Here is an 18540-nt window from a genome sequence, read left to right on the forward strand (position 1 = left end):
GCTGCAAAACCTGGATACTTCGATAGAAAAGTTGGGAAATGGTCAAAAATCTGAATTAATTCTTATTTCCGAGCAAATAAATTGATATATTTTAAGAATAATGATAATTTTTGTACTAATTAGAAGTATTTTGTTGAGAGTAATTGCACTTGACTGATTTTATAGAGAAAAGAGGAAAGATATGAAAAAAAAGTTGACGACTGCGCAAGGAGCCAGTGTAGCGGATAACCAGAATTCTTTGACAGCGGGGCGCCGTGGCCCAGTGTTGATTCAAGATGTCCATTTGCTAGAAAAACTGGCACATTTTAATCGTGAGCGGATTCCCGAACGGGTCGTTCATGCGAAAGGTGCGGGGGCTCATGGGGTCTTCCGAGTAACAAACGACGTAACGATGTACACGAAAGCGGCGTTTCTTTCAGCCATCGGGAAAGAAACGGAGATGTTTATTCGCTTTTCAACGGTTGCCGGAGAACTAGGGTCTGCGGATACGTTGCGCGATCCTCGGGGGTTTGCGGTTAAATTTTACACGGAAGCGGGGAATTATGATCTCGTGGGCAATAATACCCCGATTTTCTTTATTCGTGATCCGTTGAAATTTCCTGATTTTATCCATACCCAAAAAAGAGACCCGCGAACGCACTTGAAAAATCCAGAGGCGGTGTGGGATTTTTGGTCCCATTCACCGGAATCCCTCCATCAAGTCAGCCTGTTGATGGGGGATCGGGGCTTACCGGCAACCTTTCGTCATATGCATGGGTATGGGAGCCATACATTCGCTTGGCTCAACGCAGAGGGAGAACGCTTTTGGGTGAAATATCATTTTCGGACGGATCAAGGCATTATGAACATGAGTGCGGCACTCGCAGCAGAACTTGCGGGAAGCAATCCTGATTATCATATTGAAGATCTATATAAAGCGATTGAGGCAAAGGAGTATCCTTCTTGGACACTCTATGTTCAAATCATTCCCTTTGAAGAAGGTTGGTCAGCTGCCGTCAATCTTTTTGATGTGACCAAAACAGTCTCACAAAAAGACTATCCGCTGATTGAAGTGGGACGAATGACTTTGAATCGCAATCCAGAGAACTATTTCAACGAAGTCGAGCAAGTCACTTTTTCACCGGGCAATATCGTTCCAGGGATTGATTTTTCTCCGGACAAACTATTGCAAGGTCGGCTGTTTGCTTACGGTGATGCGCATCGCTATCGAGTTGGACCCAACAGCAGCCAGTTGCCGATCAATGCGCCAAAAGCGCCTGTCCATAATCACCAACAGGACGGTTTCATGAATACCAAAACGAATTCTTCAGGGATCAATTATGAACCGAACAGTTTCGATGGCATCAAAGAAAACCCGCATGCCAAGGGCATCCACTATTCGTTAGAAGGAGAGATCGGTTCCTTTGATTACGATGAAGACTATTATAGCCAAGCAGGTGATTTTTATCGTTTGCTCTCAGAAGAAGAACGAACACGTTTAATTCAAACGATTGCGGGAAGTTTGGGACAGGTTCAAAATCAACAGATCAAAGAACGGCAGGTCATGCATTTTTACCGTGCGGACCCAGAATACGGCAGACGAATCGCTGAAGCGATCGATGTGAACATTTAAGAAAGGAGGAAAAAGAATGTTACTTTTACATGTAGTTTTTGGTCTTTTATCTTTTGTCGGAGCAATGATGCTGGGGGTGGCCTTTAAAGGGCAGCTGCGAGAGCTTTCAAGGCTTCAGCAATGGGCAGTCGGTTTGAGTTATACGGGCACGCTGTTGACGGCGATTTTGGGGATCTTGTCTGCATCTTCTCATCCAATCATCGTACTCATGACCCTCGTAGGCGCACTGGCTTTTACGAAACGGACATTTTTAAGTGCAGATCAATCCAAAGAGCAATGATTGCTGATAGTAGCAGCGTAGAAGGAAAAAGCGTACTTGATTCATTGGAAAGTCCCATATAAAGCTGCTTCCACTAAAAAAGAACAGCTTTATATGGGAGGATTAGTCAGGCGTTCGTTTAAAGGCGACAAGGAAATATCAATTCTCTTTCTTTGGAGAAGCGGCGTGAATGATTGGAATTACTACGTATTATCAAGAACGACCAACCGCAAAATTCTCGGATTGATTCGATTCAAAAGATAATTCCAATCGGCAGCGTCGGGTATTGATTTTAATAAGACACTTTCAACATCCAGTAAGTATTCAGTGGCGTATTCGGAGTAGTTAGTAATGAGAAAATTAATGTTTTTTTCTTTTAAATACTCGTGGGAGAGTTCGTTTGAATCAGGGTAGTACATTTCATGATAAACGCCAAGATATTTTCGGATAATACTTTCAGCGTACTCACAAACATACTCGTTACCTTCAAAAATAACAGCTATAGTTCTCCGCGTGCCCCAATTCTCTTCAATGATGGCTTCCATGTGGAAGGTGAGACTTGCACAAAAATCATCCAAATGGTCGAAAGAATAGAGTGTTTTCACAAGAGGATGTGAGAGCAAAAACTGGCGATTTTTTTTATATTCAGCCGCAAATTTTTCTTTGACGAAAGCATTCAAATCATCGATGTTGACGTTCATCGTTGGCGATAACAACTCACGAAGCTTGAAAATAGTGAAGAATGACTCTAACCAAAGCAAATCTTTTTGTTCATCAAAGCTGTTGACGCGATTTTGGACATAAAAATCAGCAGTGATCTGTTTGATCGCGGGCCAGTGGTTATAGTTAAGACAAAACGCTTTGCTTGTTTCTAGATCGGTGTTGAGTTTGCGACGACAAATGATGCAAGTCAAAAGATAGATTGCTTCTTCTTGAGGAAACTCAAAGGTAAAATAACGCTGGATAATCTTTTTAAGGTCCTCATAATTTGAAAGTAAACCATTTTTTTTAACTAACTCGCTTAGTTCTGGAGAGGGGGCAGCAAGTAAACCGCGTTTGCTGCGCTCCACGCTGATATAAAGGATATAAGCAAAATAAGAAAACGAAGAGCTCTGTAAGGCCTTCGTTTCCAAAAGGTCAGTGATTTCCATCACCGCATCTTGTACATGGATCGAGGGAAATAACGTGTGGACATTAATATCAGACTCGTAGTAAAAAAGACAGAAAAATTTTCGTATATCGATCTCCGAACCTGCCAAAGAGACGGGATCCGTTTTTATTTTTAAACCGAAAGGGGATAAAAATGGCTGTATTTTCCGGAAGTAGCTGATCAGCGCTTGTTCAGAAATATTAAGCGTTAAGCTCCAATCAAAGAGGGTTTGCTGCTCATCATAAAAAATACTTTCTAAAATCTGGAAAATCGGTTCATCTTTTATCAGTTCTTGCTTTTGCTTTCGATACCTATCATGATCGATTTCTTCAAAAAGATACCCGATTTTTGCTGTATGGATCGCCATAGCCCCTTTAAAATACTCTCGCAAGCTAGCAATGTCAGTAATCAACGTACGCGTACTGCTCTCGGTCACTTCAGCGAGTTCTCCCAGTGTACGGGAGGGACTTTTCTCAAATTCATTCAACAATTGCAGCCAGCGAATCAACGTACGATTTCGCATGAATTTTAATTGAAATGTTTTCATGTCAGCCTCCGAAAAATAAGTTTAAATAATTATAGCATAATCATTTACACAGAGAATGAAACGTTCAACTGTTAGGCGTTCTTGCCACAGTGCCTTGAAGGCTCTGACTACCAGCAGAACATTTCCGGGAATATCAATCGTTCACGGTAAGTATAGCAAGGACCTGAGAAACCAATTGCCAAAAATCATACATAAACTTGAGAAAACGAAACGCTAATAGAAAGGCTCCAAACGCTAGATAAAAAGCTAATGAAGTAAGAAAAGACGATAAAAACACAGTTGTTCAACTGGCAGTTGCCCATTTGAACAACTGTGTTTTTTTCTGATGACGCCAGAGGATCTTAGGCAACAGAAAGTAAAAGCTGCAACCCAGACTCGATAACGAATTGGATGCAAAACGTGATCCTTTACCAGTAGACCCATTCTTCCAACAACTCGTTCTCTTTGACAAGCACGGGAGTCATTTGCTTGAGTCGAAAAAACGAAGCGTAGTATAATAAAAGAGAATTGATATTTATTTACTATTTGGATGACAACATGTTTTTTTGATAGAGGTTGTTAAGTGAAAAAAGGAGAGAAAGGAAATCGCCTATGAAGCATTCGCAAAAAGGGGTAGCGCTTCTTTTGGTTTGCGGACAACTTTTAGCTGGTGTGCCAGTTTCAGCTGCGGTTGTTGCATCGGAAGGTACGATCGTTGCCCAAACATCAGAAACAGCTGCACAAGAAAGTGACAGTAGCAGCACAGCAGGGACGGTTGAAGAAACTGCTCCAGCAGGGGAAGGACAAGTGTCCGATTCGGAGCAAGGATCGGCACCTGTAGAAAGTGTACCAGAAGGATCTGAGACAGCGTCGGAGGGAACAGAGCAAACCGAAGAACCAAACCCAGATCCTCAACCGACGCCAGAACCGAACCCAGAGCCAGAGCTACCGAGTAAGCCAGAGCCTTCTCAGCCAGAAGAACCAACCCCAGCACCGAAACCAGAAAAAACAACACAGCCTGAAGCGCCCAAACCTGAGACGCAGCCAGAGAAGCCCCAACCGTCAAAACCTGTAGAAACGCAACCGACACCAGAAGAAAATAGGGGAGCAAGTCAAGAAACACCGGCGGCTGTGTCTCCGATCATACCACCAAGTACCCAAGCACCAAGCGGGCCAAGTCAATCCGATCCTATAACGCAGCAAGGTAGCGAAACGAGCTTGACGGTCACACCAGTAAAAGAAGTGTGGGATTTTATCCAAGAAATCGGCGAAGATGCTCGGGAAATTGGCTTGAAAAATGATTTGTACGCTTCTGTCATGATTGCACAGGCTATTTTAGAATCAGGTGGCGGGCAAAGCAGACTGAGTCAGGCGCCGTATTTCAATCTCTTTGGTATCAAAGGAACCTATCACGGACAGGGTGTTGCCTTTCGGACACAAGAAGATGATGGTTCGGGAAATCACTACACAATCACGGCAACGTTCCGCCAATATACTGGGTACAAAGAGTCATTGATGGACTATGCTCGTTTGTTGAAAGAAGGGGTCGGGCAGCAGTCTGATTTTTATAAAGGCGTATGGAAATCAGAAGCGACTTCTTATCAAGAGGCTGCCCGTTATTTGACTGGTCGGTATGCCACAGATACGACGTATGATCAAAAGCTGACCGCATTGATCGAAGCCTATGCGTTGACCCGTTATGATCAGAAAAAACCTGATGTGACCGCAAGCGAGACGTATCTTTTTCCTGTTGAAAAAGCCGTTGTCACTTCTACTTTTGGCCCACGTTGGGGAAGCTTTCATCGGGGCGTTGACTTTGCCGCAGCGTTTGGGACACCCATCATGGCGAGTCAATCTGGAACGGTCATCCGTTCAGAGGTTCATCCTTCTTGGGGGAATTATGTAGCGATTCTCCATGAGGACGGGATGACGACACTCTATGCTCACAATCAACAGAACCTTGTGAAGGTTGGTCAACAAGTGGAACAAGGAGAAACGATTGCGCTCATGGGTAGTACGGGCAATAGCACAGGCGCACACCTGCACTTTGAAGTCAGTGCATCGCCTAGCTTGAGCCAAGCGAAATTGGTCGATCCAATCGCTTTTTTAACAAAATAAGGATTGCCGAAAAGAGAGTATCGTGGATACTTTCTTTTTTTGTCTTTTCCAGCAATTTTTTGGGAGCAACGATTTTAATTTTTTTTTCATGAAAACCGAAAAAATGTTTAAAAAAATCGTGCATAGATTCTTTATAATTTTCACATAACCGTAACAGTTGCTAATCCATAAACTGGCGTGAGCAGATCGGTCAACCAGCAGCACAAATGGTAGGTTCGAATGCTATTGATGATGAGCGGAGAAGCAAAATCGTTACAGTTGTTACCCCTACGAATAAAAACTTGCTAACGAAGTAGGGGAGCGAATAATCAGGAAGTGCATCAATTATAAGTCTACTCCTTTTTTTCTAATCAGTATTGATCGTTGAAAAGAACTAACAAGAAATGATTAACCATAAAAAAGTAGAAGAGATAAATGAGCTGCTCTTTTTTTCTGTTAAACGAAAAGAATGTTTTACACAGTGACGCATAAAATAAAAAAAGAGGGGAACATTTTATGAGAATAAATAAAACGGATTTTGAGGCAGTGATGGTCAATAGCGAATTTTTAGACTATTACTGTCAATTATTTGAACAAAACGGTGAACGATCCGTCACAGATAAGCAATTAGAAAAATTACACTATTTGATTCAAAAGCAGGTGGCACTAACGATTCAAAAGAATGCGAGCTATTCCTTTTTTACACAAACATACAAGCTGCCGCAAACACTCGTAAAGGATTACCAACTGTTAGCGGAATGTACCGAGAGGCTTTCAAAAATAGAAATGGATCAGTTGATACCCAAACAATTTATTGAACAGGACTTTAATGTGCAGATGAAAAAAGTAAGTCAAGAAACGCAATATGAACAGCTTTTAAACATCATGACAGACACATTTAGACAAATAAAGAAAACATAGGTGATTTTCAACATAGCAGTTTTTTTTCAAAATGAAGCAAATAATACAAAGAATTTTCTTATTCCTTAAGCAGAATCTGATGAAAGCAAAAGCGAAATCCTTGCACTATTTTTAATAGCCGATAAAATAATTGTTATAAGACAGTAGTCTGGACACAACGCTTTTTTTCATCAGTCTATGAAAAAACCGATTTTTTATGTAGGATGAAAACCGATATAATGAGACTGCTTAGGCGCCTTTCATGCGTAAATTAGCCGCAAAAAAGAAATTCTTAGTAAGGAGCTTATGTTTGAAAAATTTTCAATTGAGTTTTGTCACAAGCAAATCGACCGTCCGATGGCTGCAGATTCTAAGTGAATTTGAAAAAAATGAAATTTGCAGTGCCAGCCATTTGGCTGAAGTAACAAGTAGTACCACAAGGACGATTGGCAAAGACATCAGTCAGATTAATGATTATTTCTGTGGGTTGATCCTGATCACTTCCACCAATCAAGGCTATTCGTTTGAACTATTTGATTATTCACAGTATGAAAAGAAAAAAGCTTCGCTTTTAGCGAATGAACCGCTCTTTATTTTATTGGAAAATATTTTTATTGGAGAGTTAAAGACGATCGATGAGTGGGCGGACTGCTTGTTTTTATCCAAGAGTACCTTATCAAAATACTTGCAGCGCATTCATGAACAACTGGCACGTTTTGATCTCCAACTAGCACTAGATCCCCTGAATATCGTTGGACAAGAAGCAGATATCCGCAATTTCTTCTGTACCTTTTTCTATGAAACGGATAGCACCCCCCATACTGTCTTTCCGCCAGCTGCGGTCCAACAGGCAGTAACGGAAATCGGCAGGATGTTTGACAAAAATAGTTATCATACTGTTTCGTTTTCACAATATACGTATCTACTCTATATTTCGCTTGAGCGATTTATGCAAGGCAAAACTGTGCAAATCAACGACGAATTGTACCACGCCTTGCGACACAGTATTCAGCTGATGCACTTTCAACGAATCAATGGCATTATTGAAAAGTACTTTCAATGTCGATTGACGAACGATGAACTTATCTTTTTGTTTGTTAGTATTATCACAAAGAAAAAACTGCAAAATGTGATCGTCGAACAAAAGTTTTGTCTTTCTTATAATCATTGGACCGAGATTCGCACGTTGACCAACGAGTTTTATCAGATGTTGAATGTATCGTCGAAAAAGCCTAAAGAAGATCAGATTCTGATCGAATCCTTTTTTACTTCTGCCAAATTGAAGGAGTGCTTATCCACTTCGGCCAATCGTAATATTTATGATGTGAATGCGTTTATTAAGAAAACTTTTTCTAAGGAGTTTGCTGCTTACCGAGAGTTTTTAGAAAGTAGTTTCGAGTACCACACCCTTTATTCTGTGGAGTATCTGACGGATTTTTGTGCAAACTTAGTGATTTTTATTGAATCTGTTCGAGAACGTCATTGGTTTCCCCGAAAAAATATCGCCTTTATCTTTGAAGGAAATAACAATATCGTTCAGTACATTGAGGGCTGGTCCAACCGCTATTTTAGCCGATCCCATCAAGTCTTTTATCCTGACTCAGGGGAAGTCAATGCTCAGTATTTAGAACAAAATACCATTGATCTGCTAGTGACGAACTATGCCGAGCATGCGACCGAATTTCGAGATATCGTTGAATGTATCGTCTTCAAAACGATCCCTTCTTCTTCTGACTGGAATCGGCTGCTTGAACGGATCAATCCTAACGTCACCCGCCAATTTGCCCTAAAAGACCTCTTCTAGTTTCCCATTCTGTTTTGACCTAAAGAGTTGCTAGAAAGGGCCTTTTACATGAAAAGAAAGCATTTTTCCTTCACTGCTTAGACAGTGAGAAGGAAAGATGCTTTCTTTTTTAATGGCTTGACTCTCCGCAACTGTGCAGGAGTGTGGGGAGGGGAAGTGGGGAGTGCATCAGGTACGGATGCAAGCCTTTGGAACCAGCGGTTTTCAATTCAATCGATCAATGTGGGCGAAATCATTGGGCTTCACTTAAGTAAATCAAACTCCAAGGCGCCTTTTGGTTTAGCTGAAGACCGGTCAATTCCCGATAGAAACAGGTTTTGTCTTTGACCGTCAGCTGAATGATCTCTTCTTCCGTATACTCGTTTAGAGAAGAAATTTTTAAAACATAAAGTTCTTTTAGTATTTGCAGCTGTGCGTCGATATCTAATAGCAACGACATTTTTTCGAAAAAAGTACCCTCGTCTTGTTCATAGATCGCCAAGAATCGTTGGCGCAAAGAGAGATAAAAATTAAAGATTTTTGGGTGTGTATAAGAACAGGGCGAGTGGATAAATTCTACGTCAAAAAAGTTTACATATTCTTCGGCTGATTGGATCGTTTTTAAGTTCATATCAATACTCCTTATAAGTGTTAGGAAAGGGCGACAATACGTGTCATTATCAAAAAGAGTCACTGTTAAGCAATGTCTTACTGAGAAGGCCCTTTTGTTTTTTTTAATGATTGGGGGAAGGACTTTCGCTACATTCAATGTACAGGATATTCCAAATTGGCTCAAACGCGTTTTTTCGTAACCATACGAAGATTTGTTTTTCGCTGGTATTAACGTCAAAAATGTTCAACTATTCTGATAATTGTTGTTATAAAAAGAATATTTTCGGAATGGGCGAAATGACTGGGTTTCCTTTCTTTTCCAGCAGGTTGTTTTTTCATTCGCTGAAATCATGGTTGAGAAAAAACAGCATCAGTTGACCGGTAGGCTCATCCCCGTCATTTTTTCAAAGGTGTGATACTATAGAATTATCTAGAAAAACGATCCTTTGATTCAAGTGGCCAATGCCAAAATAGTGCGAAGACACGCAGTTGCAGTGAGACGCAACCGTCTGTTTCGGTGAAAAGAATTGGCTAAATAGGGACGTTTATTAAAGCAAACGAGGAGCAATTCAATGAATGAGAAAAAAACAGTTGTAGTGATCGGCGGCGGACTTGGTGGTCTATCAGCGGCGGTCTCATTAGCCCAAAATGGCTTTGATGTATCATTATATGAAAAAAATCACCATTTAGGTGGCAAATTGAACCGACTGGAAACAAACGGCTTCGGCTTTGACTTAGGTCCTTCGATTTTGACGATGCCACAGATTTTCGAAAAATTATTTACTGGCAGCAATCGCGACATGGCGGATTATGTTGCGATTCGCCGATTGCCATTGGAATGGCGCTCCTTTTTTTCTGACGGCACCAAGATTGATCTCTATGGCGATCTTGCCCGCATGGCAAAGGAAAACCCCCACTTGTCAGAAAAAGACATGGCAGAGTACCAAGACTTTTTGGACTATGCGCAAAAGATTTATGATATCACGGAAAAAGGCTATTTCGAGAAAGGCTTAGATACCACGAAAGAAATCTTGAAGTATCACGGCGTGATCAAAGCGCTGAAAGGCTTTGATTATTTCTCTTCCATGCATGATGCCATTCAAAAACGTGTCAGCAATCCGCAGCTGCAAGACATGCTGAGCTATTTTATCAAGTATGTCGGCTCGTCTCCTTATGACGCCCCAGCCGTCTTGAACATGATGATCTACATGCAGCATGCCCAAGGTGTCTGGTACGTGCCAGGCGGGATGCATCGGTTAGCCGAAGGCATCGTTCGCTTAGCAAAAGAGATTGGTGTGACCTTCCACACGGGACACAAAGTGGAAAAATTGATCGTTGAACAGGAACAAATCCGTGCCGCTCGTTTGGATGATGGCACGTTGATCGAAGCCGACTATTTTGTTTCCAACATGGAAGTGATCCCGGCTTATGAAGAGCTGTTAGAAGAAGCGCCGGCCTTTACTCAAAAACTGGAAGAAAAATTTGAACCAGCAAGTTCTGGCTTTGTCTTGCACTTAGGGGTCAAAACCTCCTATCCGCAACTGGCGCACCACAACTTTTTCTTTTCCAATGCCTCAAAAGAAAACTTTGATCAAAATTTCCATCAGCATCAGCTGCCGGAAGACCCAACGATCTATTTGGTCAATGCCAACAAAACCGATCCTTCGCAAACAGTGGTAGGGCATGAAAACATCAAAATCCTGCCTCATATCCCTTATTTGCAGGATAAACCCTTTACGGAAGCGGAATACGATGCCTTTCGTGAACGGATTTTGATCAAGCTGGAAAACATGGGCTTAACGGATCTACGCAAGCACATCGTGTATGAAGACCGCTGGACACCAGAAGACATCCAAAAGAATTATTTGTCACATCGCGGCGCCATCTACGGCACGGTCTCTAATCGCAAGAAAAATCATGGCTTTAAACACCCGAAACACAGCGAACGCTACGACAATCTTTACTTCGTTGGCGGTACGGTCAATCCCGGTGCCGGCATGCCGATGGTGACCCTTAGTGGCCAGCAAGTCAGTGAGATGATCACCAAAAGAGAACACTAAGACAAGAAAGGATGATGACTGTGTACCTGCTGCTCGCTGGTATTTGCGCTGCTTGGCTGGCAGGCTGGCTGATTTTTTTCCGCCTGCCGACGATACCCACCCGCAAGGAGACAGCCGCATCCAAAGACTTGAAGGAGAGGGCAGAATTGTCGATCATCATCCCCGCCCGCAATGAAGCAGAAAATTTGCCGCAATTGTTGGCATCCTTGCAGCAGCAAACCCTTTATCCTGTGGAGATTTTGGTGGTTGATGACGGATCGGAAGACGAGACGATCGCCTGTGCCAAGCGCTTCGGTGCGACGGTCTTGCAAACCGCTGCTGATTCTGCTGGGAAAGCGGCGGCTTGCTGGTTAGGCGCCTCACAAGCGGTGGGCAAGTATCTATTATTTTTGGATGCCGATACCTTCTTTCTAGCAGAAGATGGCTTAGAGCGCCTTTTCGCTGCGTATGAGGAGCGATCGGGACAAGGCCTGCTCTCGGTGCAGCCCTATCATCAAACGAAGCGCCTGTATGAACAATTATCTGCCGTCTTTAATGTCATCTTACCTGTCGGGTTGAACCGCTTTTCTATCGTAGGCGAAAAACTCTCAGCCGGCGGCGCCTTTGGTCCGTGTATTTTGTGCAGCAAAACAGCGTACCTTCAAGCCAATGGGCATCAGGACATGCCACAAGGAATCTTAGATGATCTAGCATTAGCGAGACGCTTTAAGAAAAAACGCTTGCCGATCGCCTTGTATGGTGGAAAAGACCTGTTGGCCTTTCGGATGTATCCAGCTGGTGTTCGTCAACTTGTTCAAGGCTGGACGAAGGACTTTGCCACTGCTTCGCAATTCACTCACCCTTTGATTATGGCAGGTGTCATCTTGTGGATCAGCGGCGGCATTGGGGTACTGGCGGCACCGTTTCTAATGGAACCGCTTTGGCTAGGACTGCTTTTTTATGCTGCTTATTTTGGACAAACCGTGTGCTTTGCCCGCCGTGTCGGCAACTTCAACCGAGTCTTGCTGCTTTTTTTCCCATGTTACTTTCTTTTTTTCCTAGGCTTATTTGGTTGGTCATGGATCCAAACCCATTTGTTGAAATCCGTGACCTGGAAAGGACGAAAAATCAATTTATAGGAGGCGATGCACATGCCGCTGATCACCTTATCTCCACTGCTCTTGCTCATTACAGACAGCTTGGCTTGGCTGCTGTTTCATCTAGGCATCTCGTTTGGCTTGCGCAAAGTCAGTGATGCTTTTTTTGAACGTCATGCCAACTGGTTCCGTTCTTTTGCCTTTGAAAAAGGCGGTAGGATCTGGGCGGAGGTATTTCGTATTCGTCAGTGGAAAGACAAATTGCCCGACGGCACTGTGATTGCCAAAAAAGGCTTTGACAAATCTCGCTTGGCTCAGCAACAAAAGGACTATCTGGAAAAATTCGTCATCGAAACACGCCGAGCAGAGCTGACCCATTGGCTGCTGATGGTTCCAGCACCGTTCTTTTTCCTCTGGAATCCTGCGTGGGCGGGCTGGGTGATGATCGTCTATGCGTTATTGGCCAACTGCCCATTCATCATGATCCAACGCTATAATCGCCCCCGTTTGGAGCGAGTCTTGCGGAAAAAAGAAAAGCTTTTTGGTTAAAAGATATTTGAATTAAAGCTTAGACGGATTTGTCGTTCTAAGCTTTTTTGTATATAACTACTACTGTTTGTAAACCAAATATTCATTGTATTTTTAGTCTGACAGTGGTTGAATAAACTTTGTGGAAAAAATTGTGGGAAGAAAGTGAACGATGTGAAGAATACCGATAAAGAAAAACTTTATTATCTGTTGAAAGATTTTGACATGATAAGTGATCAACTAGCTCCTTGGTTAAAAGAAGAAAACATTTTTCAAATATTAAAGTTATCTAGAACAGAAATTCGACATAGTAACTTTTTAGCTTACTTGTTTAATCCAAAAGAAGGTCATGGAATGAAGGACTATTTTCTGAAATCATTTTTAAAAATATGTTTAAAAATGGACCAGTATGATTTTATTGGATTAGATTATTTTGATATTGTGCTAGCGGATTATGAAGATATAGAGATTTTTCGTGAGCATAAGGATATCGATCTTCTTTTGATATCACAAAAGAATAAGATGGTATTGTGTATAGAAAATAAAACGATATCACTCGAATCAAAACATCAATTAAATAAATATAAGAGTTATGTAGAAGAAAACTATAAAGAATATAATCGGATTTTTGTTTTTTTAACTCCAGAAGGAATAGAGCCTTCTGACGAAGAATGGTGTATAGTTTCTTACTATGATATCGCACTTATTTTGGAGCGATTATTAAAGCTGAATCAGCTAGAATCAAAAATAAGCTATATAATAAATGACTATTTAAACGTATTAAGGAGTGATCTTTTAGTGGATGAAAAACTTAGAGAGATATGTCGGAAAATATACGCAGAACATCAAGATGCATTAGATTTAATTTTTGAAAACCGCCCTGATAATTTAAGTTTGATGAGTGAATTATATATTGAGGCCTTGGCGGAATTAGCTAACGAAAAGAATGAGGAAATAAAGATTATTTCTACTAGCAAAACAATGATTCGATTCCAAACAAAGAGGCTGAATCAATTGTTTCCAGACTTGCCAGAAAATTTCCCCGGTGGATGGAATAACCACAAGCCTTACGGTATTGAATTGTACAATAAATCTGAATCTATTTCTGGAAGAATTAAGATAGCATTTACAGGCAAAATTGATCCTGATGGACGTCAAAGATTAGAGCGTATTCTTACAGAAGTAGATGGTGGTAGAAAAAGAAAAGATACTTGGGAGTGGTGGGGAACAGGGAATTGGAAAATTGCTGGTATCAATAACAAGTTTGTAGAAGATATTTTTATAATTGTTGCTGAAGAGGGTAGAGAAAAGATAGTAAGTAAAATTAAGAATAACTTAGAAAAAACGCTTATTCAAATTGATCAGTTCGTAGATAGGATAGAGGGTATCGCAGAAAAAACTCGTCTTAAATAATGTGTTTCATTTTCTGAAAAATTGGTGTTAATTTTTATGGGATGCGTCAAGACCATTCTTTGTACACTAAGGTCATTCAGAGGAAAGGGTGATCGTATGTCATCAGAAGGATGTGGGCAAATTTTCGACCTGCCTTTGCAGGCTGCTGCATTGGTTGGTCGTGTGTTTGGACAAGCACAAAGTATTTTTGTAAGTATAGAAAAGAAGGAGGGATGCGCAAGATGATTGAAGATAGCCGTCAACGGGACCACTATTACGACATGCTGATTGAAAAAAATTCCCAATATGAAGGGATTTTTTACGTTGGAGTAAAAACCACCGGCGTCTTTTGCCGTCCTACCTGTCCAGCGAAAAAACCGCTCAAGAAAAACTGCGAGTTTTTTCAGACGGCACAAGAAGCGTTGCTGGCGGCGTATCGTCCCTGCAAACGATGTCGCCCGCTCAGCTCACCTAGCCACTTATCCCCTGACGTGAAAAGCCTTGTGGAAGCGGTGGAGAGCAACCCGGAGAAAAAGTGGACCGACAAAGATTTTGAAGTGCTAGCGATCCATCCCAATACTGCACGTCGACAATTTAAAAAATATTTTGGCATGACCTTTATCGAATATTCCCGTGCACGCCGTTTAGGGTTAGCGTTCAAGCAGATTCGTGAAGGAGAACCGCTGATCCAAGCACAATTAGAAGCCGGCTTCGATTCTGGCAACGGCTTTCGAGATGCGTTTTCCCGGATTATGGGGGAATTGCCTTCCAACAGCCGTGAAAAAACGATTCTTTCTTCTGCTTGGCTTGAGACCAAGCTGGGATCGATGCTGGCAATCAGCGACCAGCAGCAGCTTTACTTGTTAGAATTCGTGGATCGCAGAGGGCTAGAAACGGAGATCGCTGTTTTGAGAAGCCGTTTGAATGCAGTGATTATTCCCCAGCAAACAGCAATCATTCAGCAACTCAAGCAAGAATTGACGGAATATTTTGAAGGGAATCGAACTGCCTTCACGGTACCCATCGCATTGATCGGCTCTGATTTTCAAAAAGCCGTCTGGCAGCAGCTGTTGGCGATGAAGATCGGAGAAACATACTCTTACAAACAATTGGCACAGCGAATCGGCAATGAAAAAGCCACCCGAGCTGTTGCCAATGCCAACGGAAAAAATCAATTGGCGTTGATCGTTCCATGCCACCGCGTCATCAATAGCGATGGCAGCATCGGCGGCTATGGCGGCGGTGTCGAACGCAAAAAGTGGTTGCTGGCTTTGGAAAAGCAGGTCCAGCCGACTGTAAAGATTTGAAAAAGAGATAACTATGCGTGGGAATCAGCGCTTCATCGATCAGTACATGGAATGGATCGAATCCTCTTCAGTAAAATATATATTTAGCGGAACTCATGGAACCTTTCATGAGTTTCGTTTTTTATTAGATTTGAAGGGGACATAGAGAAAAGGTGAGACCTTCGTTAGTGTCTAACCGTTCTTAACCTCTATAAAAATAAGCATTGAATGATTTTCTTAAACAACCAAAGCATATCTTTTTACAACTTACAAAAAGTAAGTTATGATTATCTCGAATTCGAAATAAAGAGGTGAGGAAAATGGCGCATCAAGAAGAAGCGCTCAAAGCGTACATTGGTTTGCTGCGTACGGCGAGTCGTTTGGAACAAGTGGCAAAAAAAGATGTTCGTTGTTATGGCTTAAATATCACAGAGTTTTCTGTACTGGAATTGCTTTACCATAAAGGCACCCATACGACGCAAGCCATCAAGGAAAAAATTTTGATCGCCAGCAGCTCGACAACCTATGTAGTCGATCAATTAGTCAAAAAAGGATGCGTGCGCCGGGAACCTAGCCAAGAAGATCAACGGGTAACTTACGTCAGGATTACGGAAGCAGGCAGGGCATTGATGGAGAAAATTTTTCCCAGTCATGCACAAAAGATTGCGGCGAGTTTTTCCGAACTCAGCAGTGAAGAATTGCAACAATTAAAAACAATTTTACGAAAAATAACTTACGATCAGAAATGAGGAAAAGAAAATGAGAAAACAAGATCAAATATTAGGGGTACACCATGTGACGGCCATGACAAGTGATGTGGAACGGAATTACCATTTCTTTACAGATGTGTTAGGGATGCGTTTAGTGAAAAAAACCGTCAATCAAGATGACATTTATACGTACCATACCTACTTTGCGGATGATTTAGGGTCACCGGGAACGACCATGACGTTCTTTGATTTTCCCAATACCGCTCGCGGCAGCAAAGGAACCAACTCGATCACCCGCACTAGTTTCCGAGTACCCAGTGATGCTGCCCTTGATTATTATGCCGCACGCTTTGATGAATTTGAGGTAAAACACGAAGCAATCACCACCGAATTTGGGAAAAAAGTGATGCGTTTTTGGGATTTTGATACGCAAGCTTATCAATTGATCTCTGACGAACACAATACTGGCGTGAAAGCTGGTACTCCTTGGAAAAAAGGACCGGTTCCTACTGAATTTGCGATTTATGGCTTAGGTCCTGTCGAAATGTCTGTTTCTTACTTGGCAGATTTCAAAGGGCTGCTGGAATCCGTTTTTGATTTCAAAACCATTGATCAAGTAGATAATCGCTATTTGCTAGAAGTTGGTGAAGGCGGCAATGGCGCTCAAGTCGTTTTAGTGGAAGATACCACGAGCCCGCAAGCGCAACAAGGCGATGGCGAAGTGCATCATGTCGCTTTTCGCTTAGCTCACCACGACTCATTAGCAGTTTGGCAAGAAATCTTTGATAACTTGGGATTGGCCAACTCCGGCTATGTGGATCGCTACTATTTTGAATCCTTGTATGTGCGCATCGGCCATATTCTTTTTGAACTAGCAACAGATGAACCAGGGTTCATGGGGGATGAGCCATACGAAACATTGGGTGAGTCCTTATCATTGGCACCATTTTTAGAAAATCGCCGTGAATACATCGAAGGAGTCATCAAACCCTTCAATACAAAACGCGCCTAAGGAGGCACACAGTATGCAACCCATTCAACAGATCCACCATATTTCAGCCATCGTAGGCGATCCGCAAACGAACGTTGCCTTTTACCGCGACGTGTTGGGGTTGCGCCTCGTCAAACAAACCGTCAATTTTGATGATCCGTACACGTATCATCTTTATTACAGCAATCAAGCATTAGAAAATGGGACCATCGTCACCTTCTTCCCCTGGGCAAATGCCCATCCTGGGCGAGTAGGAAGCGGACAAGTCGGCACGATCGCGTTTCGTATTCCTAAAGGCAGCAGTGCCTATTGGCAAGAACATCTGGCGAAACATCAAGTAACTGTCCAAGAAAGTACATTGTTTGATCGGCCAACTTTAGAACTTCATGATCAGCATGACCTGTCTTTGGCGTTAGTCGAAGCCGAAGAATCGGCGGAAACACCAGCGATTGTAGGCTTTCATGGGGCCGTCTTGCTTTCGGCACAACCAGAAGCGACCATTCAAACGTTGGCAGATGATCTAGGTCTGGACATTTTTAATCAAACAAATAAAAGCACGCATCTCCATACCGCAGGTACCCTCGCTCATGAGATCGTCGTGCCCCATGAAGCAATGCCAGCAGGGCGCTGGGGTGTCGGCACCGTCCATCACATCGCGTGGTCCGTGCCAACGGAAGCAGTGCAAAAAGAGTGGCAAGAATACTTGTACGATCAAAGATACGGAGTCACTGAAATCAAAGACCGCAACTATTTCAAAGCCGTCTATTTCCAAGAAAGGGGCAACATCGTCTTTGAGATCGCAACAGAAACCCCGGGCTTTTTCGTTGATGAACCGTTGGAAACGTTAGGACAGCAGTTGATGCTGCCAGCCCAATTTGAAAGCCGTCGTGCAGAGATCGAGGATCGCTTGCCAGACTTATCGGTTTAGAAAAAAGGAGACGCTGTATGCACTATTTAGATCCCAAGAATTTGACCCAACGAGAAAATTATAAACTACTGATCGGCTCCATCATTCCACGGCCAGTGGCAGTGGTCAGTACGCAATCAGCCGATGGTATCGTCAACATCGCCCCATTCAGTTTTTTTAACATCGTCAGCTCAGAACCCGTGATCCTCTCGTTGGCTATCCAGCGTAAAGAGGGGGAACTGAAAGACACCGCCCGCAATCTGTTGGCGACGAAAGAAGCCGTCGTGCATATTTTAGATCAAACAAATGTCCAAGAGGCCAATAAAACCGCGGCATTATTGCCCGCAGACCAAAGCGAGTTGACGGTTTCTGGATTTACCACAACGACATCGAAAGCAATTGCCGCTCCTGGCTTGAAAGAAGCCAATGTACGCTTAGAAACGATTCTGCATCAACACGTACCCATCAAAAAAGACCAGCAGACCACTGCCGATCTCTTATTGTTGGAAGTTGTCGGCTACCAGATTGCAGAGGATGTCTATCAAGATGGCAAGATCGATCCCCGTGCCTTACAAGCAGTCAGCCGGCTAGCGGGAAATTCTTACGCAACGATTGGGGAGATTTTCGATATCAAACGACCAAGTTAAAGGA

Annotated in this window: 16 protein-coding genes; 14 read left to right on the plus strand and 2 right to left on the minus strand. The window is 42.6% G+C overall.

The genetic code is table 11. From position 1 onward, the window contains the following. Positions 1–181: 181 nt before the first annotated feature. On the plus strand, positions 182–1612 hold the full coding sequence (locus IGI92_RS00930) for a catalase (protein ID WP_005232671.1): 1431 nt from the start codon (positions 182–184) through the stop codon (positions 1610–1612). 16 nt (positions 1613–1628) lie between these two features. Continuing rightward, positions 1629–1892, plus strand: a complete 264-nt coding sequence (locus tag IGI92_RS00935; RefSeq protein WP_005232670.1) for a hypothetical protein — start codon at positions 1629–1631, stop codon at positions 1890–1892. A 182-nt stretch (positions 1893–2074) separates the two neighbouring features. Here the strand turns inward: IGI92_RS00935 and IGI92_RS00940 are convergent, their stop codons facing one another. Then, positions 2075–3568, minus strand: coding sequence for a helix-turn-helix domain-containing protein (locus IGI92_RS00940; protein WP_430607668.1), 1494 nt, complete (start codon positions 3566–3568; stop codon positions 2075–2077). Between the two features lie 591 nt (positions 3569–4159). On the opposite strand from IGI92_RS00940, the gene IGI92_RS00945 reads away from it, so the two are divergent. The 3 genes from IGI92_RS00945 to IGI92_RS00955 all read left to right on the plus strand — a co-directional run bounded on the left by IGI92_RS00945 (position 4160) and on the right by IGI92_RS00955 (position 8348). Then, positions 4160–5665 carry a peptidoglycan DD-metalloendopeptidase family protein gene (locus IGI92_RS00945; protein ID WP_430607671.1) on the plus strand — a complete coding sequence of 502 codons (1506 nt, stop codon included), beginning with the start codon at positions 4160–4162 and terminating at the stop codon, positions 5663–5665. 495 nt (positions 5666–6160) lie between these two features. Beyond that, positions 6161–6565 (plus strand): hypothetical protein, encoded by a 405-nt coding sequence (locus IGI92_RS00950; protein WP_430607674.1) that lies wholly within the window; start codon positions 6161–6163, stop codon positions 6563–6565. Positions 6566–6854: 289 nt separating this feature from the next. After that, positions 6855–8348: a helix-turn-helix domain-containing protein gene (locus tag IGI92_RS00955; RefSeq protein ID WP_225869336.1), complete on the plus strand. Its 1494-nt coding sequence runs from the start codon at positions 6855–6857 to the stop codon at positions 8346–8348. Between the two features lie 232 nt (positions 8349–8580). On the opposite strand, the gene IGI92_RS00960 is transcribed toward IGI92_RS00955, so the two are convergent. Next, positions 8581–8958 (minus strand): DUF7006 family protein, encoded by a 378-nt coding sequence (locus IGI92_RS00960; RefSeq protein ID WP_005232663.1) that lies wholly within the window; start codon positions 8956–8958, stop codon positions 8581–8583. 553 nt (positions 8959–9511) lie between these two features. Between IGI92_RS00960 and IGI92_RS00965 the strand changes: the two genes are divergently transcribed. The 9 genes from IGI92_RS00965 (at position 9512) to IGI92_RS01005 (ending at position 18536) form a co-directional block, all read left to right on the plus strand. After that, complete coding sequence (locus IGI92_RS00965) at positions 9512–10999, plus strand: phytoene desaturase family protein (protein WP_061053588.1); 1488 nt, start codon at positions 9512–9514, stop codon at positions 10997–10999. An 11-nt stretch (positions 11000–11010) separates the two neighbouring features. Beyond that, positions 11011–12117, plus strand: a complete 1107-nt coding sequence (locus IGI92_RS00970; protein WP_430607677.1) for a glycosyltransferase — start codon at positions 11011–11013, stop codon at positions 12115–12117. A 12-nt stretch (positions 12118–12129) separates the two neighbouring features. After that, positions 12130–12624: a glycosyl-4,4'-diaponeurosporenoate acyltransferase gene (locus IGI92_RS00975; protein WP_242596020.1), complete on the plus strand. Its 495-nt coding sequence runs from the start codon at positions 12130–12132 to the stop codon at positions 12622–12624. Positions 12625–12777: 153 nt separating this feature from the next. Then, positions 12778–14016 carry a PD-(D/E)XK nuclease family protein gene (locus IGI92_RS00980; protein WP_258186457.1) on the plus strand — a complete coding sequence of 413 codons (1239 nt, stop codon included), beginning with the start codon at positions 12778–12780 and terminating at the stop codon, positions 14014–14016. Positions 14017–14237: 221 nt separating this feature from the next. Beyond that, positions 14238–15302 (plus strand): bifunctional transcriptional activator/DNA repair enzyme AdaA, encoded by a 1065-nt coding sequence (locus IGI92_RS00985; protein WP_194199359.1) that lies wholly within the window; start codon positions 14238–14240, stop codon positions 15300–15302. Between the two features lie 299 nt (positions 15303–15601). Then, a complete protein-coding gene (locus IGI92_RS00990) occupies positions 15602–16030 on the plus strand; it encodes a MarR family winged helix-turn-helix transcriptional regulator (protein ID WP_005232643.1) in 429 nt (142 codons plus the stop codon). A 10-nt stretch (positions 16031–16040) separates the two neighbouring features. Next, positions 16041–17003 carry a ring-cleaving dioxygenase gene (locus IGI92_RS00995; protein WP_422705482.1) on the plus strand — a complete coding sequence of 321 codons (963 nt, stop codon included), beginning with the start codon at positions 16041–16043 and terminating at the stop codon, positions 17001–17003. Between the two features lie 13 nt (positions 17004–17016). After that, a complete protein-coding gene (locus IGI92_RS01000; RefSeq protein WP_430607682.1) occupies positions 17017–17910 on the plus strand; it encodes a VOC family protein in 894 nt (297 codons plus the stop codon). Positions 17911–17927: 17 nt separating this feature from the next. After that, on the plus strand, positions 17928–18536 hold the full coding sequence (locus IGI92_RS01005; RefSeq protein WP_194199357.1) for a flavin reductase family protein: 609 nt from the start codon (positions 17928–17930) through the stop codon (positions 18534–18536). The last annotated feature ends 4 nt before the right edge of the window (positions 18537–18540 follow it).

It is taken from the genome of Enterococcus sp. DIV2379 (assembly GCF_050542965.1).
GTDB lineage: Bacteria > Bacillota > Bacilli > Lactobacillales > Enterococcaceae > Enterococcus_D > Enterococcus_D entomosocium.